This window comes from Methylocystis suflitae, assembly GCF_024448135.1.
In the GTDB taxonomy this organism is placed as follows: domain Bacteria; phylum Pseudomonadota; class Alphaproteobacteria; order Rhizobiales; family Beijerinckiaceae; genus Methylocystis; species Methylocystis suflitae.
The window spans coordinates 1-25,544 of the sequence record NZ_JAMRYX010000041.1; the positions used below are offsets into that span (position 1 = coordinate 1).

The 25,544-nt window shown below is 61.6% G+C and carries 25 protein-coding genes; 14 read left to right on the forward strand and 11 right to left on the reverse strand.

Annotated elements, in window-relative coordinates:
• The first annotated feature begins 235 nt into the window (after positions 1-235).
• The 5 genes from NEI07_RS03080 (at position 236) to NEI07_RS03100 (ending at position 5,771) form a co-directional block, all read left to right on the forward strand.
• Complete coding sequence (locus NEI07_RS03080) at positions 236-712, forward strand: L,D-transpeptidase (RefSeq protein ID WP_256032625.1); 477 nt, start codon at positions 236-238, stop codon at positions 710-712.
• A gap of 150 nt (positions 713-862) precedes the next feature.
• Complete coding sequence (gene dxs, locus NEI07_RS03085; RefSeq protein ID WP_256032626.1) at positions 863-2,791, forward strand: 1-deoxy-D-xylulose-5-phosphate synthase; 1,929 nt, start codon at positions 863-865, stop codon at positions 2,789-2,791.
• Positions 2,792-2,863: 72 nt separating this feature from the next.
• Positions 2,864-3,313, forward strand: a complete 450-nt coding sequence (locus tag NEI07_RS03090) for a GIY-YIG nuclease family protein (RefSeq protein ID WP_256032627.1) — start codon at positions 2,864-2,866, stop codon at positions 3,311-3,313.
• Between the two features lie 71 nt (positions 3,314-3,384).
• The gene (gene hisS, locus NEI07_RS03095) at positions 3,385-4,878 is read left to right on the forward strand and encodes a histidine--tRNA ligase (protein ID WP_256032629.1); all 1,494 of its coding nucleotides are present in this window, start codon (positions 3,385-3,387) and stop codon (positions 4,876-4,878) included.
• A gap of 74 nt (positions 4,879-4,952) precedes the next feature.
• Positions 4,953-5,771, forward strand: a complete 819-nt coding sequence (locus tag NEI07_RS03100) for a universal stress protein (protein ID WP_256032631.1) — start codon at positions 4,953-4,955, stop codon at positions 5,769-5,771.
• Between the two features lie 132 nt (positions 5,772-5,903).
• On the opposite strand, the gene NEI07_RS03105 is transcribed toward NEI07_RS03100, so the two are convergent.
• Both NEI07_RS03105 and NEI07_RS03110 read right to left on the reverse strand, forming a co-directional pair.
• Positions 5,904-6,398 carry an META domain-containing protein gene (locus NEI07_RS03105; RefSeq protein ID WP_256032634.1) on the reverse strand — a complete coding sequence of 165 codons (495 nt, stop codon included), beginning with the start codon at positions 6,396-6,398 and terminating at the stop codon, positions 5,904-5,906.
• 65 nt (positions 6,399-6,463) lie between these two features.
• Positions 6,464-7,459, reverse strand: coding sequence for a 2-hydroxyacid dehydrogenase (locus NEI07_RS03110; RefSeq protein WP_256032636.1), 996 nt, complete (start codon positions 7,457-7,459; stop codon positions 6,464-6,466).
• A 226-nt stretch (positions 7,460-7,685) separates the two neighbouring features.
• Between NEI07_RS03110 and NEI07_RS03115 the strand changes: the two genes are divergently transcribed.
• Positions 7,686-8,261 (forward strand): SH3 domain-containing protein, encoded by a 576-nt coding sequence (locus NEI07_RS03115; RefSeq protein WP_256032640.1) that lies wholly within the window; start codon positions 7,686-7,688, stop codon positions 8,259-8,261.
• Here the strand turns inward: NEI07_RS03115 and NEI07_RS03120 are convergent, their stop codons facing one another.
• From NEI07_RS03120 to irrA, 3 genes are all read right to left on the reverse strand, one after another.
• Entirely contained in the window at positions 8,262-8,636 is a 375-nt protein-coding gene (locus NEI07_RS03120) for a response regulator (RefSeq protein ID WP_256032641.1), read from the reverse strand. It abuts the gene before it with no gap.
• Positions 8,633-9,619, reverse strand: coding sequence for a sensor histidine kinase (locus tag NEI07_RS03125; RefSeq protein WP_256032642.1), 987 nt, complete (start codon positions 9,617-9,619; stop codon positions 8,633-8,635). Before NEI07_RS03125 ends, NEI07_RS03120 begins: the two co-directional genes overlap by 4 nt.
• 97 nt (positions 9,620-9,716) lie before the next feature.
• A complete protein-coding gene (gene irrA, locus NEI07_RS03130; RefSeq protein ID WP_014891798.1) occupies positions 9,717-10,163 on the reverse strand; it encodes an iron response transcriptional regulator IrrA in 447 nt (148 codons plus the stop codon).
• A gap of 270 nt (positions 10,164-10,433) precedes the next feature.
• Between irrA and fabA the strand changes: the two genes are divergently transcribed.
• The 4 genes from fabA (at position 10,434) to NEI07_RS03150 (ending at position 13,584) form a co-directional block, all read left to right on the forward strand.
• Positions 10,434-10,958: a 3-hydroxyacyl-[acyl-carrier-protein] dehydratase FabA gene (gene fabA / locus NEI07_RS03135; RefSeq protein ID WP_256032643.1), complete on the forward strand. Its 525-nt coding sequence runs from the start codon at positions 10,434-10,436 to the stop codon at positions 10,956-10,958.
• A 44-nt stretch (positions 10,959-11,002) separates the two neighbouring features.
• The gene (gene fabB / locus NEI07_RS03140; protein ID WP_256032644.1) at positions 11,003-12,226 is read left to right on the forward strand and encodes a beta-ketoacyl-ACP synthase I; all 1,224 of its coding nucleotides are present in this window, start codon (positions 11,003-11,005) and stop codon (positions 12,224-12,226) included.
• Between the two features lie 229 nt (positions 12,227-12,455).
• Positions 12,456-13,265 (forward strand): enoyl-ACP reductase FabI, encoded by an 810-nt coding sequence (fabI, locus tag NEI07_RS03145; RefSeq protein ID WP_256032645.1) that lies wholly within the window; start codon positions 12,456-12,458, stop codon positions 13,263-13,265.
• Positions 13,266-13,269: 4 nt separating this feature from the next.
• A complete protein-coding gene (locus NEI07_RS03150) occupies positions 13,270-13,584 on the forward strand; it encodes a c-type cytochrome (RefSeq protein ID WP_256032647.1) in 315 nt (104 codons plus the stop codon).
• A gap of 38 nt (positions 13,585-13,622) precedes the next feature.
• On the opposite strand, the gene NEI07_RS03155 is transcribed toward NEI07_RS03150, so the two are convergent.
• Positions 13,623-13,970 (reverse strand): four-helix bundle copper-binding protein, encoded by a 348-nt coding sequence (locus NEI07_RS03155; RefSeq protein ID WP_123174614.1) that lies wholly within the window; start codon positions 13,968-13,970, stop codon positions 13,623-13,625.
• A gap of 366 nt (positions 13,971-14,336) precedes the next feature.
• On the opposite strand from NEI07_RS03155, the gene NEI07_RS03160 reads away from it, so the two are divergent.
• Positions 14,337-16,601, forward strand: a complete 2,265-nt coding sequence (locus NEI07_RS03160; protein WP_256032649.1) for a copper-transporting P-type ATPase — start codon at positions 14,337-14,339, stop codon at positions 16,599-16,601.
• Between the two features lie 117 nt (positions 16,602-16,718).
• Here the strand turns inward: NEI07_RS03160 and NEI07_RS03165 are convergent, their stop codons facing one another.
• From NEI07_RS03165 to NEI07_RS03175, 3 genes are all read right to left on the reverse strand, one after another.
• Positions 16,719-18,113 carry a tetratricopeptide repeat protein gene (locus NEI07_RS03165; protein ID WP_256032650.1) on the reverse strand — a complete coding sequence of 465 codons (1,395 nt, stop codon included), beginning with the start codon at positions 18,111-18,113 and terminating at the stop codon, positions 16,719-16,721.
• A gap of 65 nt (positions 18,114-18,178) precedes the next feature.
• The gene (locus NEI07_RS03170; protein WP_256032652.1) at positions 18,179-18,640 is read right to left on the reverse strand and encodes a hypothetical protein; all 462 of its coding nucleotides are present in this window, start codon (positions 18,638-18,640) and stop codon (positions 18,179-18,181) included.
• 296 nt (positions 18,641-18,936) lie between these two features.
• On the reverse strand, positions 18,937-20,016 hold the full coding sequence (locus tag NEI07_RS03175) for a helix-turn-helix transcriptional regulator (RefSeq protein WP_256032653.1): 1,080 nt from the start codon (positions 20,014-20,016) through the stop codon (positions 18,937-18,939).
• Positions 20,017-20,595: 579 nt separating this feature from the next.
• Between NEI07_RS03175 and NEI07_RS03180 the strand changes: the two genes are divergently transcribed.
• The 3 genes from NEI07_RS03180 (at position 20,596) to NEI07_RS03190 (ending at position 22,441) form a co-directional block, all read left to right on the forward strand.
• Positions 20,596-21,042, forward strand: coding sequence for a surface-adhesin E family protein (locus tag NEI07_RS03180; RefSeq protein ID WP_256032654.1), 447 nt, complete (start codon positions 20,596-20,598; stop codon positions 21,040-21,042).
• A 146-nt stretch (positions 21,043-21,188) separates the two neighbouring features.
• The gene (locus NEI07_RS03185) at positions 21,189-21,701 is read left to right on the forward strand and encodes a tetratricopeptide repeat protein (protein ID WP_256032655.1); all 513 of its coding nucleotides are present in this window, start codon (positions 21,189-21,191) and stop codon (positions 21,699-21,701) included.
• Between the two features lie 119 nt (positions 21,702-21,820).
• The gene (locus NEI07_RS03190) at positions 21,821-22,441 is read left to right on the forward strand and encodes a hypothetical protein (RefSeq protein ID WP_256032657.1); all 621 of its coding nucleotides are present in this window, start codon (positions 21,821-21,823) and stop codon (positions 22,439-22,441) included.
• 1,601 nt (positions 22,442-24,042) lie between these two features.
• Here the strand turns inward: NEI07_RS03190 and NEI07_RS03195 are convergent.
• Together NEI07_RS03195 and NEI07_RS03200 are read right to left on the reverse strand one after the other, a co-directional pair.
• Positions 24,043-24,261: an alkylphosphonate utilization protein gene (locus tag NEI07_RS03195; RefSeq protein ID WP_256032658.1), complete on the reverse strand. Its 219-nt coding sequence runs from the start codon at positions 24,259-24,261 to the stop codon at positions 24,043-24,045.
• A 191-nt stretch (positions 24,262-24,452) separates the two neighbouring features.
• Entirely contained in the window at positions 24,453-25,373 is a 921-nt protein-coding gene (locus NEI07_RS03200) for a complex I NDUFA9 subunit family protein (protein ID WP_256032659.1), read from the reverse strand.
• Positions 25,374-25,544 lie beyond the last annotated feature (171 nt).

A 25,544-nucleotide genomic window follows, 5' to 3' on the forward strand; every position in this document is an offset into this window, starting at 1 on the left:
ATCGAACGGGGCGCGGAGTTAATGATTGCCGTCGACGCGCCCACAACTCAGCTGCGCTGGACGCGGCGCTCGAAGGAGCCAAATTAACCGAAAAGCCCCAAAAGCCGGGCTTTCCATCGGCGCGCCTTTACGATTTGGCGTCTGCGTGTTTAGGTCAAGCATGGTCAGCGTTCCGCGTTTATTCGCAGCTCTTGCCGCGGCTGTTTTATTCACGGCGGTCCCTGCAGGCGCCGCGGTGCGCGTCCGCATCGACCTTGCGGCGCAAAGGCTCGAGGCGGTCACGCCGCAGGGCGAGACGGTCACCTGGAAAATCTCCAGCGGCCGCCGGGGTTACGAAACACCCACGGGAAATTACAGCGTCATGCGCATGGAGGCCGATCATCATTCCGACGAATATGATCAGGCGCCGATGCCCTACGCGATCTTCTTTTCCCCCCGCGGCCTCGCCATTCACGGGAGCTATGAGCGCGGTTTAGGCCGTCCGCTCTCCCACGGCTGCGTGCGGCTCGCGGTTCCGAACGCGCGGCAACTCTTCGATTGGGTGGAAAAGCATGGGGCGACAATCGAAATCACCGGCGGCGCCCGCCGCGCGGCCGGTCGCCAGGAAGCGGAGCGCCAGGAGGCCGAGCGCCCACCCATGACGCGGCGACCGCGCCCGATTTATGAAGAGCCCTCCTTCGGCTTCGGCCTGGAGAGCTTCTCCCCTTACTAGGTCTGCCGGATCCCGCGGCGTCCGGCGTTGCATCTGGGCAACACTCACGGACTGAATCGACGTGGATGCGGCGGCGCGTTTGCCGGGCTTCTTATTAACGGGTAATGCTCGGATTTCTGGCGCTTGTTGTTGACGAGCAGAGTAGAGACCTTGACGACATCCAAAACCCCCCTTCTCGATCGCATCGCCTCCCCCGAAGATCTGCGCAAGCTACGTCCCCACGAGCTCAAGCAGGTCGCGGAGAATTTGCGGCGCGAGACGATCGACGCCGTGTCCGTGACCGGCGGCCATCTTGGCGCGGGCCTTGGCGTCGTCGAGCTGACGGTCGCCCTGCACTATGTTTTCGACACGCCGCGGGACAAGGTGATTTGGGACGTCGGCCACCAGACCTATCCGCACAAGATCCTCACCGGCCGGCGCGACCGCATCCGCACGTTGCGCATGGGCGGGGGCCTGTCCGGCTTCACCAAGCGCGCCGAAAGCGAATATGACGCCTTCGGCGCCGGCCATTCGTCGACCTCCATTTCAGCCGGCCTCGGCATGGCCGTCGCGCGCGATCTCGCCGACGGCGACAATCACGTCGTGGCGGTGATCGGCGACAGCTCCATGTCGGCCGGCATGGCCTATGAGGCGCTGAACAACGCCGGGGCGCTGCACTCTCGCCTCATCGTCATTCTGAACGACAATGACATGTCGATCGCCCCGCCCACGGGCGCCATGTCCGCCTATCTCGCCCGCCTGGTTTCGGGCGGCGCCTACCGCTCGATCCGCGAGGCCGCCAAACAGCTCGCCAGCCATTTGCCGCGCTTCATCTACGACAAAGCCCGCAAGGCCGAGGAGTTCTCGCGCAGCTTTATCACCGGCGGCACGATGTTCGAGGAGCTCGGCTTCTATTATGTCGGGCCGATCGACGGGCACAATCTCGACCATTTGCTGCCCGTGCTCAAGAACGTCCGCGACAAGGACGACGGGCCCGTCCTGGTTCACGTCGTCACGCAGAAGGGCAAGGGATTTGGGCCGGCGGAGGAATCGGCCGACAAATGCCACGCCGTCAATAAATTCGACGTCGCGACCGGCATCCAGATCAAGCCCAAGGCCAATGCGCCGACCTATACAAATGTTTTCGCCAAGGCGCTGGTCGCCGAAGCCGAACATGACGACAAGATCGTCGCCATTACGGCGGCGATGCCATCGGGCACCGGCCTCGACATTTTCGGCAAGGCCTTCCCGCATCGCACCTTCGACGTCGCCATCGCCGAGCAGCACGCCGTCACCTTCGCGGCCGGCCTCGCCTGCGAGGGCTATAAGCCCTTCTGCGCGCTGTATTCGACTTTCCTGCAGCGCGGCTACGATCAGGTCGTTCACGACGTGGCGATCCAGAACCTGCCGGTGCGCTTCGCCATCGACCGCGCCGGTCTCGTTGGCGCCGACGGTCCGACGCACGCCGGCGCTTTCGATCTCGCCTATCTCGGCTGCCTGCCGGGGTTCGTCATCATGGCGCCCTCTGACGAGGGCGAGTTGATGCATATGGTGGCGACGGCGTCGGCCTATGATGACGGCCCGAGCGCCTTCCGCTATCCGCGCGGCGAGGGGCTCGGCGTCGAACTGCCGGAACGCGGCGAAATTCTCGAGATCGGCAAGGGCCGTATCTTGCGCGAGGGTTCGAAGGTCGCGATCCTCTCGCTCGGCACGCGGCTCGCCGACTCGCTGAAGGCGGCGGCGGAGCTGGAAAATTACGGCGTGTCGACCACCGTCGCGGACGCCCGCTTCGCCAAGCCCATCGACCGCGACCTGCTGCGCCGGCTCGCCGCCAACCACGAGGCGCTGATCGTCGTCGAAGAAGGATCCATCGGCGGTTTCGGCTCCCAGGTCTTTCAGGCGCTCTCCGAAGAGGGGATGCTGGACGGCGTGCGCGGCGCGTTCAAGTTCCGCAGCATGACGTTGCCGGACGCCTACATCGATCACGACAAGCATGAGCTGATGATCGCCAAGGCGATGCTCGACAGCAAAGCGATCGTCGGGAAGGCGCTCGAGCTCCTGGGCGACGAAAAGGCCGCGGCGCGGGTGATGTTCGCCTAAGGCGCGCGCGCCGCGCTTGCGTGACTCCACAGCTTCGCAGCCACCCTGAGGGTGGCCGCCCGGGATTGTTCATTGAATGCGCCGATGATTTTCTGCGCTTCCGCCTTCGAGGCTCCCGCGGCCCTTGGCGCCTATGCGCTCTGGCTGCGCCTCGAGGGTCCGCTCGAGGTTCAGGCGGGGAAGCGCAAGGGCCTGCTTCCCACCGGCGATTATCTCTATTGCGGCTCCGCTAACGGCCCCGGCGGATTGCGGGCGCGATTGGCGCGGCACATGCGGCCGCACAAGCGGGTCCATTGGCATATCGACCAGGTCACGGCTGAGGCGCGCCTGCTCGGCGCCTTTGTCGAGGAACAGGGCGACGAATGCGCCCTCAGCGCCGCGCTCGCCGATCTGCCAATCCCCATCCCCGGCTTCGGCAGTTCAGATTGCCGCCGCTGCGCCGCGCATTTGCGATTCTGGCCGGAAGGCGCGGCCCTTCCTTCCCGGTGGGAAAATGCTAGGAAGGCGGCACGTTTTACCTAAGAGCGAGTCGCAGAGAGCGGCCGAACTCTCGCTAGAGGCGCGGGCCACCAATCCCGCGGCCAATCAGGCTTATGTCCAAAGACGAAATCAGAACCAAAGTTGAAGCGCGCACGCCGCGCGGGCTCGCTGACCGCGAGGCCGGCGAACTCGCCGCCACGGCCCGGATGCTCGACGTCATCCGCGAGGTCTACGACCTCTACGGCTTCGAGGCGCTCGAGACGCCGGCGATCGAATACACGGACGCGCTCGGCAAGTTCCTGCCCGACCAGGATCGCCCGAATGAGGGCGTCTTCTCCTTTCAGGACGACGACGAGCAGTGGCTGTCGCTGCGCTACGACCTAACCGCGCCGCTGGCGCGTTTCGTCGCGCAGAATTTCGACCGGCTGCCGAAGCCCTATCGGTCCTATCGCGTTGGCCACGTCTACCGGAACGAGAAGCCGGGACCGGGGCGGTTTCGGCAGTTCATGCAGTTCGACGCCGATACGGTTGGCTCCGCCTCGCCGGCCGCCGACGCCGAGATCTGCATGATGGCGGCGGACGCCATGGAGCGGCTGGGGATCGCGCGCGGCGACTACGTCATCAAGATCAACAGCCGCAAGGTGCTCGACGGGGTGATGCAGTCGATCGGCCTTGCCGGCGAGGAGAACGCGGGCCGCCGCCTCGTCGTGCTGCGCGCCATCGACAAGCTCGACCGGCTGGGCCCCGACGGCGTCCGGCAATTGCTGGGCGAAGGTCGCAAGGACGAGAGCGGGGATTTCACCAAGGGCGCGGGGCTCCCTCTGCCAGCGATCGACACGATCCTGTCCTTCAGCCTCGGGGGACAATATCGGGACGGCGCGCCGGCTTTCGATCTCTTCGGCCTGCTCGGCAAGAGCGAGGTCGGCGCCCAGGGCGCGGAGGAGCTTCTGGAAATCGAGGATCTCGCGCGCGACGCGGGCTTTGGCCCGGATCGCATCCGCATCGACCCTTCCGTCGTGCGTGGCCTTGAATATTACACAGGGCCTGTTTTCGAGGCCGACCTCACCTTCGAAACCAAAGACGAGAAGGGAAATCCCGTGCGCTTCGGCTCCGTGGGGGGCGGGGGCCGTTACGACGGTCTCGTTGGGCGTTTCAGATCGGAAAATACGCCGGCGACAGGCTTCTCGATCGGCGTCTCGAGGCTCTTCGCGGCCTTGAAGCTGATCGGCAGCCCGATCGTCTCGGCGCGTCCGCATGTCGGCCCGGTCGTCGTGCTGGTCCTCGATCGCGAGAGGCTCGCCGACTATCAGCGGATGGCGGCGCAGCTGCGGGGCGCCGGGATCGCCGCCGAAATCTATCTCGGCGCTTCGGGGATGAAGGCGCAGATGAAATACGCCGACCGGCGCAACAGCCCGCTCGCGATCATCCAGGGCTCCGACGAAAAAGCGCGCGGCGAGGTCACCATCAAGGATCTCGTCGCCGGCGCAAAGGCCGCCGCCAATATCGCCACCAACGAGCAATGGAAGGCGCTTCGTCCCGCCCAATTCGCCGTGCCGGAAGCCGAACTGGTCGAAGAGGTCCAAAAGGCGCTTAAGGAACAAATTTAACCTGCGGCGAAGCAGATCATTGCCACGCGCGCGGGCGCGTATAGTTTTGCGAAGGGATAGAGGAGCAAACGCAGATGAATGGCGACACGCCCAAATCAATCGTCCATCCCACCGATCTCTCCTTCGCAAGCCAGGACGCCTTCGCACATGCGCTGCGCATCGCCGTGGCCTGTAAGAGCATGTTGCACATTCTGCATATCGAAGCGCCCGAGACCGACGAGGACGATTGGGATCGCTTTCCGCAGGTGCGCGAAATGCTGGCGCGCTGGAAGATGATCTCGTCGACCGCGACGCGCGCCGAGGCGGTCGAACAGCTCGGCGTCAAAATCGTCAAGGCGTCGGTCGAATCGGAATCGCCGGTCGCCGGCGTCACCGCCTACGTCGAGCGGCACCTATGCGATCTGCTTGTGATGATGACCCGCCCGCGCAGCGCTCTGGAGCGTCTGCTCGCCAGCTCGGTCGCCGAGGAAACGGCGCGCGAGACGCATGTGCCGGCGCTGTTCCTGCGCGAGGACCAGAAAGGCTTCGTCGACCGGGAGACGGGCGCCGTCTCGCTCAATACGGTGCTGATGCCGGTTGAAGCGACGGTCTCGCCGCTCGACGCCTTCCGCCACGTCGCCGCACTCGCGCATTGTCTTAACCCGGCCGCCGACGTCATGATGCTGCATGTCGGCGATGATCTGCCGATTTTTGAAGGGCTGCTGCCGCATATCGAGTTGCGCCGCGGCCCGGTCGTCGAAACCATTCTCGCCTATGCGCAGGAGATCAAGGCCGACCTGATCGCCATGCCGACGCGTAGTCGAAAGGGCCTGCTGGAGGCGCTGCGCGGTTCAACGACGGCGCGCGTGCTGCACGAGGCGCCCTGTCCGCTGCTCGCGTCGCCGGTGAAATAGTCGCCGACGCATCGCCGCTCATTCCCGACAGGCCGAAGGCCTGATCGGGACGCCAGAGTCGCGGTCCGAATCTTGAGAGCCGATCCGGAAAATCTCGCTCAACGCGCGAGAGTCGGGCTCGTCTCGCCGGTTTTAGAGCGAGCGCTGGAAATGCAGCACGCCGCCCTGCGCGCCCTTCAGGATGAGGTCGTCGCCCTTGGTGTCCCAATAGGGGCCCGAGAGCAGGACCGCCCAAAAGTCGCGCTCGAAGCTGGCAAGCGGGCCTTCACATTTGCGTTCGTTGACCGCCGGCATGGTGCGCGGTCCGAGCCGGTTGGGGCCGATGATGAAGATGCCGGACCAGTTTTTGCAGCCCGAAAAACCGTTGGCGCGGCCGGTTGAGTCGATCGAGATCCACATCTCCACCGGCGGCGCTTTGCCGTTGATCTCCTTGAGCACGAAGTTCTGGTTGTGCGGGAACGGCTGATAGCGCGGAATGCCGCCCGTCTCCTTGTTTTCGTCTTCCGGCTGCTTCTGCTCCGCGCCCTGAGGCGACTTTGCGCTCTTCGCGCTCTTGGCGTCGGCTGGCGCGGCGGCGAGCGCGATGGCGCAGAGCGAGGCGGCTAAGGCGAGCAAAATCCTGTTCATCGCGTCAATCATCCTCCCCATAAGGCGACCCGCGCCAGTCGGTCCCGGGCCCGCGGCGCAGCGCCTTATAGCATGCTCGGCAGGACGCGGTCAGGCGGGCGGTGGCCGTCCATGAAGGTTTTGATGTTGATGATCACTTTCTCGCCCATATCGATGCGGCTTTCGATGGTCGCCGAGCCCATATGCGGGAGCAGCGTGACCTTCCCGGCCTTGGCGAGCTTCAATAATTTGGGAGAAACGGCGGGTTCATGCTCGAAGACGTCGAGGCCGGCGCCGGCCATCTCATCCGCCTCAAGCATGCGCACCAACGCGTTCTCGTCGACGATTTCGCCGCGCGCGGTATTGATCAGAATGGCGTGGGGACGCAAATGCGCCAGTCTGCGGGCGGAGAGAAGATGATAGGTCGCCGGCGTATGCGGACAGTGGATCGACACGACGTCGACCCGCGCCAGCATCTGATCGAGCGACTCCCAATAGGTCGCCTCCAATTGCTCCTCGAGATCGGCCGAGACTCGCCGACGATTATGGTAATGAATTGAAAGTCCGAAACTTTTCGCCCGCCGCGCCAAAGCTTGGCCGATCCGGCCCATGCCGACGATGCCGAGCCTCTTGCCGGTGATCCGGTGGCCGAGCATCCAGGTCGGCGACCAGCCCGCCCAAGCGCCGTCGGGAATGGCGCTCGCGCCTTCGACGAGACGGCGCGCCACCGAAAGGATCAGCGCCATCGTCATGTCTGCCGTGTCTTCGGTCAGAACGCCGGGCGTGTTGGTGACCGTGATGGAGCGATCGAGCGCCGAGGCGACGTCGATATTGTCGACGCCATTGCCAAAATTGGCGATCAGCTTCATTTGCTCGCCGGCCTGGGCGATCAGATGGGAATCGATACGGTCGGTGATGGTCGGCACCAGCACGTCGGCCGTGCGCATGGCCTCGACGAGTTCGTCATGCGTGAGCGGCTTGTCGCTTTCGTTGAGGCGCGTGTCGAACAACTCGCACATGCGGGTTTCGATGACCTCGGGCAGCCGGCGCGACACGATAACGAGCGGCTTCTTTTTCGGCATATCCCTGGTCGTGCCTCCGCGTTCATGTTGTGTTGCAGCAGCGTTTCTGCGATTGCGCTATGATCTTCGCTGCGCCGCCGCAGCGGATGAAAAGACGCCGGCGAGTTTCGCCGGCTTCAACCGGGTCTTAACGACGGTCAGCGACAAAACCAATACGCCTCCTCGGCGGACGCATTCGACTTCCTAGCAGATGACGGGCCAAAGACAAGCGAGCGATCACTCCATCATGTCGCCAATACATACAGAATCTGCGCCAATTTCGGCCGCCTTCTCAAACGCTCAGGAACTTTTCCAAAGGCGTCGCCGCGCGCTTTTCGCCGCGCTCGTCTGCGCGTTTTTTTGCGCAGCGCACGCCGACGCTCAGGAGCCGCAGAAAGGCCCGGTGAGCGGCCTGCCCTTGCCCCGCTACGTCAGCCTCAAATCGGATCGGGTCAATGTTCGCGAGGGGCCGAGCAAGGAACATCCGACTTTATGGATCTACGAACGCGCCGCGCTCCCCGTCGAGATCACCGCCGAATTCGAAACCTGGCGCAAGATCCGCGATTCCGAAGGCGCCGAAGGCTGGGTGCTGCACTCGCTGCTCTCTGGACGGCGCACCGCCTTGGTTGCGCCGTGGAAAAAGGAGCCGCAACTGCTCGTCGCCGCCGATCATTCGACGCCTGCGGCCAAGCTCGGCCCCGGCGTCATCGGCAATTTGCGCAGCTGCGACGGCAAATGGTGCCGCATCGCCGGCAAGGGCTTTGACGGCTATATGGCGCAAGAAAATCTCTGGGGCGTCTATCCGGGCGAGAAATTCGAATAGTCAGCCGGATGGACCGCCCGGCATGCGGCTCTTGAGTTTCTCCAACGCCGTCGAAACGGCGTCCCGACTGAAGGGCTTGGCGACGACCGGCGCATCGGCATGCGCCTCAAGCACGCCCTGTTCGCCGTAACCCGTCACGAAGGCGAAGGGCTTCTCCCGGCGTTCCAGGACGCCGGGGAGAACATGAGCCTTCTGGCCATTGAGGTTGATGTCGAGAAAGGCGAGATCGAAATCTTCGCTCGTCGCCTTTTGCAGCGCGTCCTGCACATTGCCCGCGGTGGCGACGACTTGCGCGCCAAGCTCCTCGAGAAACATTTCGAGCGCCATGGCGATCACGGCCTCGTCTTCGACGATCAGCACGCGAGGCGCGTTCATTTGAGCACTTCCACGCCAAGAGGAATATCCATCTCGCAGCGAAATCCTTCGGCGGGGAATTCGACCACGATCCGCGCGCCCGCGTCGGACGACAGCGTCTTCTCGATCAGGCGCATGCCAAATCCTTTGACCGCCGGGGGCGAGATCGGCGGTCCGCCATATTCGCGCCAGACCAGATGGAGCTTACGCGCGCGTCCTTTGGCGTCAATGCTCCACTCGACGGCGACTCGTCCGTTCGGCGCCGAGAGCGATCCGTGTTTGACGGCGTTCGTGCACAATTCGTGCAGCGTCATCGCCAGGGGCGCAGCGATGCGCGGGCAGACGTCGACAGGCGGTCCTGAAACGTCGAAATTCTCCTGGCCCGCCGGGGCGATCGCGGTACGTACGAGTTCGCCGACCTGCGCCTTCGTCCAGTTTTCGCGGGTCAGCACGTCATGCACGGCGGCGAGCGCCAGCAGACGATTCTCAAAGAGCTCCACCGAATTCTGCTTCAACTCGCGCAACGAATGCAAAGCGATCGAATGAACCGTCGCAAGCGTATTCTTGACGCGATGGTTGAGCTCGTGGATCAGAAGCTGCAGGCGTTCGCGGTCGCGTTCCTGTTCGGTGACGTCGGTGTTCGTGCCGAACCAGCCGACCACGGCGCCGTTTTCGCGCAGCGGTTCGATGCGCGTCAGAAATGGCCGGTAGAGCCCGTCGGCGCCTCTGAGCGGAAAGATCATTTGGAAAAATTCGCCGTGCTGGATCGCATGGGTCCAGCGTTCCAGCATCTTGGGCAGAACGTCCGGATGATGCACCGATTGCCAGCCCCAGCCCGCCATGTCCTCGGGAGTCGTGCCGGTATATTCGTACCACCGGTCATTGTACCAAAACACCCAGCCGTCCGGTCGCGCCATCCAGGCAAGATTTGGTATGGAATTGGCGAGCGCCTTGAACTGCGCGTAGGTGATCTCGGATTCCTTTTCGGTCGCCCGTTGCGACATTGCTCCCGCCCCGCCTCGGTTTTGAAGAGGTCTCGGCGGCCCAGCGGCGCCGCCGAGCCGCTTCGAAACTTGTCGTCTGGCAGAATATAGGGCGGGCTTAGGCGCGGCGAAGACGCACGACGACATCTACGCGTGCGACGCGCAACCCGTCGGGCGGCTGAGGAAGATCGGAGACCGAGACATTCGCGCCAGCGATGTCGTAAAGCTCTCCGTCGTCTTCGAGAAGAAAATGATGGTGGTCGGCGGTATTGGTGTCGAAATACACCCGGGCGCCGTCGACGGCGATCTCCCGCAGCAAGCCTGCCTGGGTGAACTGGTGGAGCGCATTATACACGGTCGCGAGGGATACGGAGAGATTGGCGGCGAGCGCCTCTTCATAGAGCCGCTCCGCCGTCACGTGACGATCGCCGCTCTGTCCAAACAGCAACTCGCCGAGCGACAGCCGCTGTCGGGTCGGCCGCAGCCCGGCGTCGGCCAGCAACTCTGCGACGCGCTTGCGCGGCGCACAGTCTGGCGGAACAGTCGAATTTGGCTCGGCGTCCATTGCAGCGGCTCGCGGTTTTCTACTCTCGCGGTTTTCTCCTTGGCATCATAGGGGGAACGGCGGGAAATTCAACGCCGCCCGGCTGTTGCGAGCCCGCTTGCGAGGGCGCTTCCGGCCCGGGCGAGGCTATGTTACGGATCGCTTCGCCCGGGAGCGGCCAAGAGCTGCTAAGAGCGGCGCCGCGGCCGGCGCTCATAAAGATTAAGACGCGCCTTTAAGGGGCGCTTGGGAGAACGGGCCGAAAGGCTCTAACGCGAGGAATAAAGGACGATGGGCGAGAGGCGCTCCTCATTCGGCTACGAGGATTTACTGGCATGCGGCGAGGAGAAGCTGTTCGGCCCGGGCAATGCCCAGCTGCCGCTGCCGCCAATGTTGATGTTCGACCGGATCACCGAGATCTTCGAAGACGGCGGCGAGCACGGCAAAGGCTATATGCGCGCCGAACTCGACATTAAGCCGAGCCTTTGGTTCTTCGACTGCCATTTCAAGGGCAATCCCGTGATGCCAGGCTGCCTTGGCCTCGATGCGCTGTGGCAGATGGTCGGCTTCTATCTCGCCTGGCTCGACAATCCGGGACGCGGCATGGCGCTGGGCGTCGGCGAGGTGAAATTCAGCGGGCAAGTTCGCCCGACCGTCAAAAAGGTGACCTACGGCATCGACTTCAAGCGCGTCTTCAAGGGCAAGCTTGTGCTCGGCATCGCCGACGGCTGGGTCGCGGCGGACGGCGAGCGCATCTATGAGGCGAAGGATCTGAAGGTTGGGCTCGCCAAGGCCGAGGCGCCGGCCGCCCCCTGAAGCGCACCAAAGGCGCGGGAGCGCGCCGCCAAGGAGTTGGACCAATGAGACGAGTCGTCGTCACCGGCATGGGGATTGTGTCGTCGATCGGCAACACTACCCAGGAAGTGATCGCTTCGCTGCGCGAGGCGAAGTCTGGCATCGCACGCGCGGAGAAATACGCCGAACTCGGCTTCCGTTCGCAGGTGTACGGCATGCCGTCGCTCGACCCCTCGACGATCGTCGACCGCCGCGCCATGCGCTTCCATGCGACAGGCACGGCGTGGAACCATGTCGCCATGGATCAGGCGATCGCCGACGCCGGCCTGACCGAAGCGGAAATCTCCAACGCGCGCACCGGAATCATCATGGGGTCCGGCGGCCCGTCGACCCACACGCTTGTCGAATCCGCCGATATCACCCGCACCAAGGGACCCAAGCGCGTCGGTCCCTTCGCCGTGCCCAAATGCATGTCGTCGACCGCTTCGGCGACCCTGGCCGTCTGGTTCAAGATCAAGGGAGTCAACTATTCGATCTCGTCGGCCTGCGCCACGTCCAATCACTGCATCGGCAACGCCTACGAACTGATTCAATATGGCAAGCAGGACATGATGTTCGCGGGCGGCTGCGAGGAGCTGGAATGGGAGCTGTCGGTCCTCTTCGACGCGATGGGCGCCATGTCCTCCTCCTATAATGATCGTCCGGCGACGGCCTCGCGCGCCTATGACAAGAATCGCGACGGATTCGTCATCGCCGGCGGCGCCGGCGTGCTGGTGCTCGAAGAACTCGAACACGCCAAGGCGCGCGGCGCGAAGATCTACGCCGAAGTCGCCGGCTATGGGGCGACCTCCGACGGCCATGACATGGTGGCGCCCTCGGGCGAGGGCGCGGTGCGCTGCATGCAGCAGGCGCTCGCGACGGTGAAGTGCCCGATCGACTACATCAACCCCCACGCCACGGCGACCCCGGTTGGCGACGCCAAGGAAATCGAGGCGCTGCGCGAAGTGTTCGGCGTCGGCGACAAATGCCCGCCGATCGCCGCGACCAAATCCCTGACCGGCCATTCGCTCGGCGCGACGGGCGTGCAGGAGGCGATCTATTCCTTGTTGATGATGCAGAACGGCTTCATCTGCGAAAGCGCCAATATCGAAGAGCTCGATCCGGATTTCGCCGATATGCCCATCATGCGGGCGCGCCGCGACAATGTGAAGCTTGGCGCGGTGCTGTCCAACTCGTTCGGCTTCGGCGGCACCAATGCGACATTGGTGTTCAAGCATCCAGACGCGTGACGCCGATTCCTCGCGATAGGTCATGGCCGGGCTTGTTCCGGCCATGGACGTCGAGACATGCAGCCGGCGTTTAGGAGAAGGCGATTCTTCCAGTTGCGAACGACGCCAGCGGCGCTCGTGAACAGAGGTATCGCCGACACGGCCCACAGCGTCGTTCTTCTTTGCTGTCTGCGTCTTCGATAGGGCTTAGGCCCAACCTTTCCATCTCTCCTACGATGACAATCGCCATATGACAGTTTCAACCGGTCTCCTGCAGGGTAAGCGCGGTCTCATCATGGGGGTCGCCAATGATCATTCCATCGCCTATGGCATCGCGCGCGTTCTCGCGCGCCATGGCGCGACGCTCGCATTCACCTATCAGGGCGAGGCGCTCGGCAAGCGCGTCAAGCCGCTCGCGCAGGAGCTCGGGTCGAACCTTGTGCTGCCATGCGACGCCGAGGATATTTCAACGGTGGATCAAGTGTTCGCGCGTCTCGAACACGACTGGGGCGATATGGATTTTCTCGTCCACTCCATCGCCTATTCCGACAAGAGCGAATTGAAGGGACTCTACGCCGACACCTCGCGCGAGAATTTCATTCGCACGCTTGTCATTTCCTGTTTTTCCTTCACCGAAGCCGCGCGTCGCGCCGCCAGGCTGATGAAGAACGGCGGATCGCTGCTGACGGTCAGCTTCGGCGGCGGCACGCATGTCATGCCGAATTACAACGTCATGGGCGTCGCGAAGGCGGCGCTCGATTCATCGGTGCGCTATCTTGCCGCCGATTTCGGCGATCGCGGCATTCGCGTCAATGCGCTGTCGCCCGGCCCGGTGCGCACCATGGCGGGCGCCGGCATCACGGGCGCGCGGGCGATGGGCGCGTTTCAAAAAAAGCATTGTCCCTTGCGTCGGATGATCACGCTTGATGAAATCGGCGGCTCGGCGCTTTATTTGCTGTCGGAGCTTTCGGGCGGCGTGACGGGCGAAGTCCATCTTGTCGACGCCGGCTATAATATCATGTTGCAACCGCGTCCCGAGGATCTCAACGGCGAGGAGTAAGGCAATGAGGATAGCGCTGTCTTTAGGCTTGGTCTTCATTGCGGCGCCGGCGATGGCCGCGAGCGCGGATCCGACGACCGGCGCGCAAATCGCCAAAGCCGAATGCGCCTCATGCCATGCCGTTGGATCCGACGCAGAGGCCAAGAGCCCGGATCCCAAGGCGCCGCGCTTTGTCGATGTGGCGAAGATGCCTTCGACGACCGAACTGTCGCTCAAAGTTTTCCTGCGCTCTTCGCACAAGAACATGCCCAATATCATTCTCGCCCGCGAAGAGATCGACTCGCTGGCAAGCTACATTTTGGCGCTTGGCGGCAAATAGCCGCCAAGCTGGATTGAAAGCCGTTCCGCGCGGTAAATTTATGCGGCCATCTTGCGTCCGGACATCCTGCGGCATTCCTCGGCGCAGCGACGGCATTCGTCGGCGCATTCCTTCATGTCCGGAATCGGATCGCACTCCTTGGCGCAGGTTTCGCAAGCCTCGGCGCAGAGCGCGCACATCTGTTTCGCCAGCGGCGAATTCATCAGCATCATTTGCGTGCTGTTGCGGCACATATCGGCGCAGGCGATCATCGCCCGGAAATGTTTGGGCTTCACATGCTCGCCGCCTTTCTCAAGGCAATGGGTCATCGCCATGCCGAAGCACATCTGATAGCAGTTCAGGCAGGCGTCGATGCAGGCCTGCATTTCCTTCGGGATCATGTGCATGATGGATCGTTTCCTCTTAAAGGCCGTCGCCTCGCCGCCACGCAGGCAGCTAGTTCGCCCGCCTCGCTGGTCAAGATTTGTGACGAAGAAGCAAGACCGACAGTCAAGTTTCGGCCTTGGGCTTCGATCGTCGTCGCTGCAATCTTGAGGCGCGGAGAAATCAAATCCGCGGGCGCGCCATGCGGCCAAGCCAGCGCATCCGTCAATGCTAATGCGACTGGACGCCGACCCCGCCCGAGCGATCCGGATTGGTCTTCGAGCGTCGCATGCTTACGCGCGCGGCGACCTAGCGAGCGACCATGATCGACGTTTGCGCAAGGGTCGCCTAGATCAATTAGGATGCCGTTCTGACGGCGCAAAGGAAGGATGACTCGCGTGGCCCACGAGCATCGGCATGATCACGCCTCCCATGAGGAATCGAGATCCGCCCGCGCCGGCGGCGCGACCGAACATTCGTCTCAAGGCGATACGCACGCGTCAAACGTCATCTACACATGCCCGATGCATCCGCAGATTCGCCAGATCGGTCCCGGCAATTGTCCGATCTGCGGCATGACGCTCGAGCCGTTGGTCGCTTCAAATGAAGCCGAACCGAACGCCGAACTCATCGACATGACCAGGCGGTTCTGGATCGGGCTGGCGTTGGCGGCGCCGGTGCTCGTCTTGGAGATGGGCGGCCATTTATTCAATCTGCATCACTTGCTAGCGCCGCAGGCGTCGAACTGGCTTCAGCTCATTTTGGCGACCCCGGTCGTACTCTGGGCCGGCTGGCCGTTTTTTGTTCGCGGCGCGCAGTCGCTCGTGACACGCAATTTGAATATGTTCACCCTCATCGCCATGGGGACTGGCGTCGCTTGGATTTACAGCGTCGCCGCAACAATCGCGCCGTCTCTTTTTCCACCTGCATTTCGCAACGTCGACGGCTCTGTCCCGATCTATTTCGAGGCGGCGGCGGTGATCACCGTCCTCGTTCTGCTTGGACAAGTTCTTGAACTGCGCGCGCGGGAACAGACCGGCGGCGCCATACGCGCGCTTCTCGATCTCGCGCCAAAAATGGCGACTCGAATTAACGCCGACGGATCCGACGAAGAAGTGGCGCTGGATCTTGTGAAGGTCGGCGAGCGCCTGCGCGTCCGTCCAGGAGAAAAGGTTCCGGTGGACGGCGAACTCGTCGAGGGCCGCAGTTCACTCGACGAGTCCATGGTCACCGGCGAATCCATGCCGGTGACCAAGACTGCAGGCGACAACGTGATTGGCGGCACGCTCAATCAGACTGGCGGCTTTGTGATGCGCGCGCAGAAGGTTGGCCACGACACCGTGCTCTCAAGGATTGTCGAGATGGTCGCATCGGCGCAGAGAAGCCGCGCGCCAATACAACGCCTCGCCGACCAGGTGGCGGGATGGTTCGTGCCCGTCGTCATTCTCATCGCCGTTCTCGCATTTCTGGCCTGGGCGATCTGGGGACCGGAACCACGCATGACTTATGGCCTTGTTGCGGCGGTCTCCGTTCTCATCATCGCCTGCCCTTGCGCGCTCGGTCTGGCGACGCCGATGTCGATCATGGTCGGCGTCGGACGCGGCGCGCAGTCGGGCGTGCTGATAAAAAGCGCTGAGGCGCTGGAGCGCTTGGAAAAAATAGACACGCTCGTTGTGGACAAGACCGGGACGCTCACCGAAGGCAAGCCGCGCGTCACGGCCATCCGCGTCGTTGCGGGCGTCGCAGAGAACGATCTATTGGCGACGGCGGCGAGTCTTGAACGCGCCAGCGAGCATCCGCTGGCGCTGGCGATCGTTCAGGCGGCAGCCGAGCGCGGGCTCACGCTCGAGGGCGCGACGGATTTCGATTCCCCCGTGGGCAAGGGCGTCATCGGCCGGGTCGACGGCAATGCGGTCGCGATCGGCAATCGTCGATATCTCGTGGAGCTCGGCGTCGATGCGGCGCCGCTCGATAGCGAGGCCGAACGCCTGCGGGAAGACGGCGCGACAGCTATCTTTGTCGCCATAGACGGAAAACTTTCCGGCGTCATCGGCATCGCCGACCCCATCAAAGCGACGACCGAAGCCGCGCTGCAATCGCTGCGCGACGACGGCGTCGCCGTGGTGATGCTCACCGGCGATAACTGGACAACGGCGCGCGCCGTCGCCAAACGCTTGGGGATCGGCGAGATCGAAGCTGAGATCCTCCCCGAGGACAAGAGCAAAGTCGTGACCCGCTTGCGTGAGGCGGGTCGAATCGTCGCCATGGCGGGAGACGGCGTGAATGACGCCCCTGCCTTGGCCGCCGCCGATGTCGGCATCGCCATGGGAACCGGAACCGATGTCGCGATCGAAAGCGCGGGGGTGACTTTGCTGAAGGGCGATCTTGGAGGCATCGTGCGTGGCCGACGCCTCTCCAAGACAACGATGCGCAACATCCGCGAGAATCTTTTCTTTGCATTCATTTATAACGCCGCGGGCGTGCCCATCGCGGCTGGCGCGCTCTATCCGATCTTCGGGCTACTCTTATCCCCGACGATCGCCGCCGCGGCGATGGCGCTGTCATCAGTCAGCGTCGTCGTCAATTCTCTGCGATTGAGGCAAACCGAACTGGACCCCGAAAGAAAAATTGAGATGCCGCCATTCTCGTCCTAGCCAACAGGTTGCGATGATGCATCCTTATAAAATTCCAGAGAGTCGGATAGGCGCGATAATGGCTCCATTTCTGCAACGTGGACGACGTCTCCACGATTTGATGTGTCGGCGCACAAGTTATGGCTTCAATCGCTTCAGTTCCGCGACTGCTGACATGTATTCGATAAAGTCCTTCGGGCAGGTGTCGACGGCCGCCTTTAGCGCGGCCTCGGCTTCAGCCTTGGCGCCTTTCAGAACCTGCCATTGCCCGATGTAAAACTGGGCCTCGCAGCGATTATTCGGCTTGTCGGCGGCATCGAGAGCGGCGGCCGGCGAGCGCTTGCCAAGATAAATCTCAGCGACCGCATAAGGCCATTCTTTAGTCTTTAGTCGGCTGGCGTTCGCCTCGAGCTCGGCTGCTGGGGTCTCGCCGACTCGCGCTCTGGCCAGATAACGGAACAGCATGGCGTAAAGGTCGTCGCTCAATTCGACCGCACGCAACAGATCAGTGGCCGCGGCCTTGAAATCAGCATGGTCGTATTTGGCTATTCCAGACGAGCGTGCATAAGCCGAATTCTTGGGATCAAGCGCGATCGCTTTGCCATAGTCGGCGATGGCGCGGTCGAGGTCGCCCTTGCGACGGTAGGCGTTGCCGCGGCCGTTGTAGGCGTGGGCGGATTTCGGATCGAGCGCGATCGCCTTGTCGTAATCGACGATGGCGCGGTCGAAGTTCCCCTTGGCGCGGTAGGTGTTGCCGCGGCCGTTGTAGGGAAAGACGAACGTTGGATCGAGCGCGATCGCCTTATCGTAGTCGGCGATGGCGCGGTCGAAGTTCCCCTTGTCGTGGTAGACATTGCCGCGGCCGTTGTAAGCGAAAGCAAACTTCGGATTGACCGCAATCGCCGTGTCGTAGTCGGCGATGGCGCGGTCGAGGTTCCCCTTGTCGTGATAGGCGCTGCCGCGGCCGTTGTAGCACTGAGCATATTTTGGATCGAGCGCGATCGCCGTGTCGTAGTCGGCGATGGCGCGGTCGAAGTTCCCCTTGCCTTGGTAGGCGTTTCCGCGGCCGTTGTAGGCGTGGGCAGATTTCGGATCGAGCGCCATCGCCTTGTCGTAATCGGCGATAGCGCGGTCGAAGCTCCCCTTGTCGTAGTAGGCGTTGCCGCGGCCGTTGTAGGCGACGGCAAGCTTCGGATTAAGCGCGATCGCCTTATCGTAGTCAGCGATGGCGCGGTCGAGGTTCCCCTTGTCGTGATAGGCGTTGCCGCGGCCGTTGTAGGCGACGGCAAACTTCGGATTGAGCGCGATCGCCTTATCGTAGTCGGCGAGGGCGCGGTCCTGATCGCCCTTGATGAGGTGCTCAATGCCGCGGTTGTAGTACGCGTCGGCGTTCCCTGGATTGCGACGGATGAGGTCGGTGCAGCCCTCGATGGCGATCGAGCCACTCTTCTCGCTGCAATCCTCCGCCGCACCCGCCAGTGCCGCTGTTGCGCCAATGAACAGCCAAAGCCAGAATGCTATGATTCGCAGCATGCGCGCGTCCCATCCAATGTATTTCATTTGCAACGCGTCTTTCCGGTTCGGATTCGGCCGTGCGTCTACCGGCAGTGGACGTAGGTTGTGCTGCTGCGAAACTCGTCGCGGCTCGACCTCAGGATCATCTTGTCGCCGTCCATTCGAAGCGTGAAAGTTTCCTGCCACTTTTCGCCTTCGCCCGTGCATTTCGTTTCGATGGTCTGCTCGGCGAGCGCCGCGCGCGATGAGGCAATGCGGCATGTCGACTCCCAAAAGAGCAGTTTCTGGCGGTCGATTTCGAGCCGATTGACGTCCTCTCGATCAGCGCAGTGCGAACGCTTAGTCGTCCATGCGCCCGCAAATGACACCGCGGATGTTGGCGTCGCCTGAGGTTTCTCGAGAGTTTTCGCCGTGACAATTGACGCTGGGATCGCGCCGAGACCCGCGACAACTCCCAAAACCGCGATCCAGATCGGCGTCACTTGCGTAGCCGAGGAAGATGAAGTGGATAGCGTAGTTTCTTGTGTGGCGTCGTTGATGGTCATGGCTCGGCTCGCCACTATTTCCTTGACCTGCAGGCCATCCTGCAGCCCTAGGCGACTGAAGTCGCCCGCCTAGATGAAAATGAAGTCGATGCGTTCGCCAGTCATTTTCGGTCTCATTTCAAGTCCGCTGCCGCCATGCTCAAAGTCTGACGCGGCGCGACGGCGACGCCAACGCAAAAACTGCGGCAAGATAGAATAGAAGGGTCTTCGGCATCGAGCGGGGAAACGATGCGAATTAACATATGCCTGCAGAGAAACGCCTGCATCACCCTAAAGGGTGAAAGGAACTTCGCTGCTCAACCTATTAGGGTTGTTCTTACCAAGATAGCCGCCAAATCCGACTGCCTTGCGCATCCCGTCTTCGCCAGCACGGATTTCACTTGAGTGCGGATCGTCTCGCGAGAGACCCCAAACTCCGCGGCAATTCCGTCGATTGTTTTCCGCTGCGCGAAAGCGCGCGCGACGCGCGCCTCGGCCGGCGTCAAGTCGAAGAGGCCTTGAATGAGCGCGGCGTCGGGAGCTGCGGAAGCGGTCACCGCCGTCACGATCAGCAGGCCGAAACCGCCGCCGAACAGATCGCGCGCTTCACCCGTGGCGGGGATGAGGTGAACGATCGCGGGATTGGCGGCCGCTCCTTTCGAGGGAAAAGAACGCACCGATGTCGCGGCCGGGTCGGCAATCTCCGCGACGGCGCGGCGCAACAGGGCGTCGGCGGCGGGATCGACAAGGGCGATGCGGTCTTTTGGCAGCCAGACAATATGCGCGTTCAGCGCGTCGATCAGCGCATTTGCCGCTAGCGCCTTGCCGCGCGCGTCGAGGATTGCGGCGGGAAGCCCAATCATGGCGAGTGCTTCCGTCGCGGCGCGCAGCCGTTGCAGTCGCCAGCGCGCCGCCAAGAATCCGGCGCGCGCGAGATGCGGCCGGAAGGCGTCGAGACGGGCGATGTCCTCACGGTCGAACTGCGGCTCTCCGATGCGACGGCTCACTTGCACGCCGACGAGGTCGCCGTTCGGCACATGAATGACGGTCGCTGCGGCATGGTGGAGACCGGCCGGCGTGCAATAATCCGTCATAATGGGATCGGCGAGATATTCTTCATCCGTCAACACGTCTTGTTCTGTGACAAAGCCGGAACCTGCTGGGGTGAAGGCTAAGAGGCGAACATTAGCTTGGCTGCCCTTTCGCCAATATGCATCGGCTCCCGGCTCCAGCGCGCCAGAACAGCGCCAGCCGGTCCAGGCGTCGGCGCGGCGGGTTGTGATAATGCCGCCCGCCGCATCCACCGCGCCGCCGAGATCGCGTAGCGCCTGCGGCCAGAGATCGGGGTTGGCGGCGGCTTCGTAAATCTGGTCGACGAGGGATTCATAGTCGGTCATCGGGGCCAGCCCTCGATCGGCGGGACATCACCGCGGCGCGTGGCGAAGAGCCGCTGCGGGTGGTCGGCGCCTGCTGGATAGCCTTCCGTGGCATATTCCCGAGCATCGGCGTCGGCTCGCGCTAAGGCCGACCCGTTTTGGGAGCCGTCCAGGAACGCGAACAGGATTAACGCCATCCTCGCCGGCCGATTTCGAAAGAGAATCCAAGATCGGCGGCTGCCGCTCCGGCGCGAAGGCCCGCGTCGTGGATTTGGTGACAATTACCGGAAGGTTTCACTTTCTGGCTCGCCGGAGAAAAGGAGATCAATCCCAATGCTTCGCGGGCGCAACGGCTCCCGCTGGCGAAAGCCTAACCGCAGCCGGGTTCCTGATCAACGCCCCCTCGTTGGGGCCGCAAAAGGGTCGTGCAAACAGGTCCAATTCGGAAAAAAGGTGCGTGCCGAAGTGAATTTCACCCCATGGGGTGATGCGGGCGTTCTTCTTTTAAGTTTCCGTAAATTTCGAAATTCCTGACGCCGCCGGAAAGCGCATTCGCACTGTCGGAGACGCTGTAACCTATCTCGAGAAGGCTACTGCAAGATGAGAGCTTCCAGCAAAAATCGCCAGCGTTCGACCGTGCGGGAAATCGCGACCGCTATCACACTCATTGCATCATTTTCAGTTGTTAGCGGACATGCCAGGGCGGAACACAGTTGGACGCATCTGCACAGGATTAACGCACAATCCGGAACGGTGGACGTTTACGTAGATCCGGGAACGATCGCTAAAAAGGGCGATCTTGTCCAAGTGTGGCACTTAAGCGATATCAAGTCGGAGGGCGCCAAGCTTTCGTCTCACGCAAGCCGGAGCGAGTTCGATTGCAAAAATAAGAAGATAAGACTCCTCTATACCGAAGTCTACTTTGGGTCGGCAATGGCTGCGGGGAAACCAACCTATAAGATTGATAAGCCCAAAGCCAAATTTGAGAACTTTACGCTCGGAACGACGGCGCCGGCAGGCATAGTGTACAGCTTTGTATGTCGATGAACCACGTCCGAGGACAATTCGGATCTGTCACGCCGACCATGAGTCCGAGGAAGTCTTAAGAATGATCGCCGCCGTATTGTGCGCTGACCAAGCGTGGACGGCGGTCGAGGAACTAACATGCACGCTTTGACGAAGGGGGTATGGCAATGTGGAAGTCAGCCGCTGTTTCGCTCGTCCTGCTCGCGGGCGTCACTTCGGCCACCCGCGCCAACGATCAGGCGTTGACGAATTGCACTGGAGCCGACCCGAACCGTGTGATTGCCGGATGCACGGAACTGCTCGCGCGACCATTCACGGCAACCGCACGAGCCGAACTCTATAACGCCCGTGGCAAGGCCTACGCTGACAAGAACCAATTCGACCGCGCGATCAAAGACCTCAACGAAGCGATCCGGCTCAACCCGATGGAGTCAGAGGCCCATTACAATCGCGGCCTCGTCTATCAATCGAGAGGCGAGCGCGACCGCGCAATCGCGGACTATAGTGAAGCGATCCGGCTCAATCCCCAGAATTTCGACGCCTACTACAATCGCGGAGCGGCCTACGAAGCCGAAAACAAGCTACGTAACGCCCTTGCAGATTACCGCAAGTCACTCGAAATCACGCCGGGCGCCAGCGATGCAATCGCGGCTATCGCAAGGATCAAGAAGAAGATATGACGCGCCTTCCCGCGGTGAGCTCGTTCGTCTGGCCGCATCAAGGTTACGATTGTCACGAATTTACTTCTTCGGATGCGAGGATTCGGCCTCACCTAGGGGATATCGACATGGAGAGGCTATTGGCGGTCGCCCTTCTTGCTCTTCTTGCTCAAAGCACGCCGGTATTCGCTGAGTCCGCGATCGAAGCGGCGTATGCGCTGCTCCGGAACCAAGGGGATTACGAGCCTACGCCACCCTCCGGGACATATTTCAAAAGCGAGCCGGTGGAATGCAGGAACGGCAAGAGCGGCTGCTTCTCGGAGAGTTCGTTCAAGAGGATAGATGACTGCCGTTACATAGTGCACCACTACACAGAATCGGATCCTGAGCATCCCGGGCACGGCGGGGGAAAGGACGCGATCTTCGACTTCGGCAAGGCGAGAACCTTGGAGTTTCGGAAGGTGCCCGTATACGGGGAGGGGGAACCAGTACCCGGCATCGTCATCGATGGGGAGGACGATCTTATCTGCATTCGCCTTTACCGAGGGAGAACGCCTGATGGTCATGCCCTCGATGCGACGAAGTGCCGTAAGAAATATGAGAGTTATTATACCGAAAAACGGACTGCGTTGAATGCCCGCCCGAACCAGACACTGTTCGGGGTGAATGGCGATCACGTCCTCAAGATCCCCAATCAGGCGCATTTCAGGAGGCATTGGGCCGTCCTGCGAGAATACTGTCCCGGCCCGACCGGGAATTGAGAAAACGGAACGCGCCGAAGCCGCCCCTGTCCCATCTCGTCACCTGGACGCAGCGCCTGCTAAATTATCTGAAGCTCTCCCCGAGGAGAAATTCCGTGTTCTCAAATAAGCGAAGCCTGGCGCTTTCAATCGTGTCGATTGCGTTTGCCTTCGCGTAGTGGGCGTCATCCGCTTATGCGGAAGAAGGAGATCAGATCATCGACGGCACGCGCGTCCATACCGTGATCGATCACGCGAGAGACGTTGCGACCTTCAGCAATGAATGCGGTTCGCAGACAATCTCTCATAGCGATCTCGCCAATGGCGCGAAACCATATAAAATCATTCCCTGTCCCCGAACCAACAGAGACACCGACACACAGCAAGGCAAGAGCGGGTTGGCTGACATCGATCGCCAGGAAGGGGCATCATCGCCGCTCGAGTCTGACGACTCAAGTTTGGCGCTAACGCCGATGCCCATGCCAAGCCCTCCGCCAGAAGTAATTGAAGCGTGGGATCGGGCGCATCAAAAAGAAGGCGAGTGTAATGACCTTGCAATGAGTTCGAACCACATCGCCGCCGCTAACTGCTATAATGAGGCAGCGAAATTATATGAAGGAACTTCAGATAACGACATCTACGACGTCGACCGAATGCAAAAGAGAGCTGCGGCCATGCGACAGCAAGCAAGGACGAACTCCGATGACCAAGCCGGCGCCCGCGCACGACTGCATCGGCAGTCAGCTGCTGCGCCGCGCAGCGTGAGTGACACATGCTTGCGTGTGGGACAATCTTCGACCACTTGGGGGAATTGTGACGGCCATGGAGGCCTATGGTACTGGACCACTATTGCAGCCAGCCATCAACCGGGGTGCCCAAGTTCGGTCGAATTCACCTATCGGGAGCCGGACACCGGCGAGATATCCGGTTCTTGGTACACCTCCTATAGGGCGCAGACTTGCGGCGGCCCGCCCCAGGATGTGCATGCTCGCTAAAACCGCTGCTTCGCCGCTCGATGCCAAAACCGCTTCTGTTCAATCTCGTCGCTCTCGTTACGCTGGCCGCGTCGCCTTGCGCGGCGGCGGAGCGTTTTGTTTATTGGGATTGTAAAGCGGACGAGCCTTTCGATCTTTTCTCTTTAGGCGTTGCTGTCACTCCTATCGAGCCGTCCGTGAGGCTGGAGAAAGGCGGGCGCGCCTACGAATTCAGATCGAAAATATCTGGCGACGTGCTCACCTTCATATTCGCGGAGATGGGCGACTTCGAACGTTACGTGATCAATCTGAACAGCGGGAAAGCCTGGCGCAGAACCTCCGATGGCGTGAGGGCCTTCAGGTGTCAGCCAATCGAGCACGGCAGGAAATCCAAACCCAAATGTCCCAGCGGAGCGATATATTGCTGGCCACGGCGAGGAAACGCGTCGACAGGACTGAAGTGATTTCGGATACGCCCCTAATCACGGAGGGCGCGCGGCATAGCCCGCACGCCAAGAAAGACGAGTTGGAGCGTCGTTCAACTGCCGGGGCCAAAGTTTCTTGACGAACCGGACTTGCTAAATCGCCTGGTGCGCAGGTCGAGGATGTCGATGGGGTTCGCTCGTCCTGCGCGCCATTCGATGGCGGCTAGGCTTTCTTGACGAACTCCGTCCGCAGCACGAGCCCTTTTACTTTCTCAGCGCGGCAATCGATCTCGGCCGGATCATCAGTGAGCCGGATATTTTTGATCAGGGCGCCGCGTTTCAGGACGACGGACGAGCCCTTAACTTTCAAGTCCTTTATCAAGGTCACGGAATCGCCGTCCTTGAGTTCTACGCCATTGCTGTCTTTCACAACTACCGTCATCAGACACTCCGAGCATTCCATAGCTGATAATGCGCATCGTTATATTCGCCGAGTAGCCCGTTTGCATATCCCAGGCTAGCATTCGCTCCTTCAGGGGCCAATTAGCCATCCGCCTCGGCGGCTTCGTGCGGTTTTGCCCTCGCAAGACAGACGACCGTTTTCGAGGCGTATCTGCCGAAGAATCTCCTTGATCACTGATCCCGTAATATCTCCTGGAGTATTTCCTCGACCGAGTGCGGCGAAATGCCGAGATCTTCAAATCCTGGCATACCTGGGGACCACACATTGTCGACCTGCATCAGCTCTACTTGATTGCGAGTGATGGGCGGGCTCGGGAGCATTTCCGCGAACCACGCCAGCGTGCGCCAAACGGCAAAGGGAATAGGAACTAACATAGGCTTAAGGTTGGCTTCGTGGGCAATGACCCTGAGCAATTCTTCATAAGAATAGACGCGAGGTCCGCCAAACTCGAAAGTGGTCGCATGCACGTCCTTCCGATCCAGCGCCCTGGCGATTGCTTCCGCCACATCCTCCACATATGCGGGCTGCAGTCTCGTGCGGCCGCGCCCAAACATCGGATAGATTGGAAGCCGCCTGAGGAGTTTGAGGATGGAGGTGAGAAATGAATCGTCAGGTCCGAACATCACCGCAGGACGAATGAGAATTGTATCTGCGAAGGCGGCGCGAACCGCCAATTCGCCTTCGCCACGCTTGCGGATGTAAAGCGATGATGAGCCGGCGTCGGAGCCGATTCCCGAGACGTGCGCGAACTGCTCAACTTGGGCTCGACGCGCTTGATTTGCTAATCGCCGAGCAGCTTCAACGTGGACGGAATGAAAAGTCTCGCGGCCATGCTCGACGTATAGGCTTACCGCATTCACAACGCCATAAGCGCCAGCAAGCGCATCAGCGATTGACTGCTCGTCGTGAATGTTGGCCTCGACCGAGCGAAGTTGCGGATCATCAAAACCAAATAGCCTATGCGCCCGATCCGGATGCCTCGAGGCAACCCGAACAGAAAACCCAGCCTTGCGGAGGCGCCAAACGACGCGGCGACCGAGAAACCCGGTTCCGCCGAACACGACAATGGAGCGCTCGTGCATGGTCGCCATGGCTCAAATTGGCCTGCTTACGTCGGAGCAGCCCAAGTTCGTATAGATAACGTCGGCGCCATGGCGCGCCAACTGCATGCGCCTTGCGTGGGTCGGATCAGCAAGCCTGCACAAGCTGCAGAGGACGCTTACATAGCGGTGCTCTAGAAGCGCGCGGTGCGCTTCTCTCCT

Excerpts from the sequence above, each read along its gene's own strand:
- hisS (WP_256032629.1), top strand. The coding sequence starts at position 3,385 with ATGTCCAAAGACGAAATCAGAACCAAAGTTGAAGCGCGCACGCCGCGC.
- NEI07_RS03100 (WP_256032631.1), top strand. The coding sequence starts at position 4,953 with ATGAATGGCGACACGCCCAAATCAATCGTCCATCCCACCGATCTCTCC.
- NEI07_RS03105 (WP_256032634.1), bottom strand. The coding sequence starts at position 6,398 with ATGAACAGGATTTTGCTCGCCTTAGCCGCCTCGCTCTGCGCCATCGCG.
- NEI07_RS03110 (WP_256032636.1), bottom strand. The coding sequence starts at position 7,459 with ATGCCGAAAAAGAAGCCGCTCGTTATCGTGTCGCGCCGGCTGCCCGAG.
- NEI07_RS03115 (WP_256032640.1), top strand. The coding sequence starts at position 7,686 with ATGTCGCCAATACATACAGAATCTGCGCCAATTTCGGCCGCCTTCTCA.
- NEI07_RS03120 (WP_256032641.1), bottom strand. The coding sequence starts at position 8,636 with ATGAACGCGCCTCGCGTGCTGATCGTCGAAGACGAGGCCGTGATCGCC.
- NEI07_RS03125 (WP_256032642.1), bottom strand. The coding sequence starts at position 9,619 with ATGTCGCAACGGGCGACCGAAAAGGAATCCGAGATCACCTACGCGCAG.
- irrA (WP_014891798.1), bottom strand. The coding sequence starts at position 10,163 with ATGGACGCCGAGCCAAATTCGACTGTTCCGCCAGACTGTGCGCCGCGC.
- fabA (WP_256032643.1), top strand. The coding sequence starts at position 10,434 with ATGGGCGAGAGGCGCTCCTCATTCGGCTACGAGGATTTACTGGCATGC.
- fabB (WP_256032644.1), top strand. The coding sequence starts at position 11,003 with ATGAGACGAGTCGTCGTCACCGGCATGGGGATTGTGTCGTCGATCGGC.
- fabI (WP_256032645.1), top strand. The coding sequence starts at position 12,456 with ATGACAGTTTCAACCGGTCTCCTGCAGGGTAAGCGCGGTCTCATCATG.
- NEI07_RS03150 (WP_256032647.1), top strand. The coding sequence starts at position 13,270 with ATGAGGATAGCGCTGTCTTTAGGCTTGGTCTTCATTGCGGCGCCGGCG.
- NEI07_RS03155 (WP_123174614.1), bottom strand. The coding sequence starts at position 13,970 with ATGCACATGATCCCGAAGGAAATGCAGGCCTGCATCGACGCCTGCCTG.
- NEI07_RS03160 (WP_256032649.1), top strand. The coding sequence starts at position 14,337 with ATGACTCGCGTGGCCCACGAGCATCGGCATGATCACGCCTCCCATGAG.
- NEI07_RS03165 (WP_256032650.1), bottom strand. The coding sequence starts at position 18,113 with ATGCTGCGAATCATAGCATTCTGGCTTTGGCTGTTCATTGGCGCAACA.
- NEI07_RS03170 (WP_256032652.1), bottom strand. The coding sequence starts at position 18,640 with ATGACCATCAACGACGCCACACAAGAAACTACGCTATCCACTTCATCT.
- NEI07_RS03175 (WP_256032653.1), bottom strand. The coding sequence starts at position 20,016 with ATGACCGACTATGAATCCCTCGTCGACCAGATTTACGAAGCCGCCGCC.
- NEI07_RS03180 (WP_256032654.1), top strand. The coding sequence starts at position 20,596 with ATGAGAGCTTCCAGCAAAAATCGCCAGCGTTCGACCGTGCGGGAAATC.
- NEI07_RS03185 (WP_256032655.1), top strand. The coding sequence starts at position 21,189 with ATGTGGAAGTCAGCCGCTGTTTCGCTCGTCCTGCTCGCGGGCGTCACT.
- NEI07_RS03195 (WP_256032658.1), bottom strand. The coding sequence starts at position 24,261 with ATGACGGTAGTTGTGAAAGACAGCAATGGCGTAGAACTCAAGGACGGC.
- NEI07_RS03200 (WP_256032659.1), bottom strand. The coding sequence starts at position 25,373 with ATGGCGACCATGCACGAGCGCTCCATTGTCGTGTTCGGCGGAACCGGG.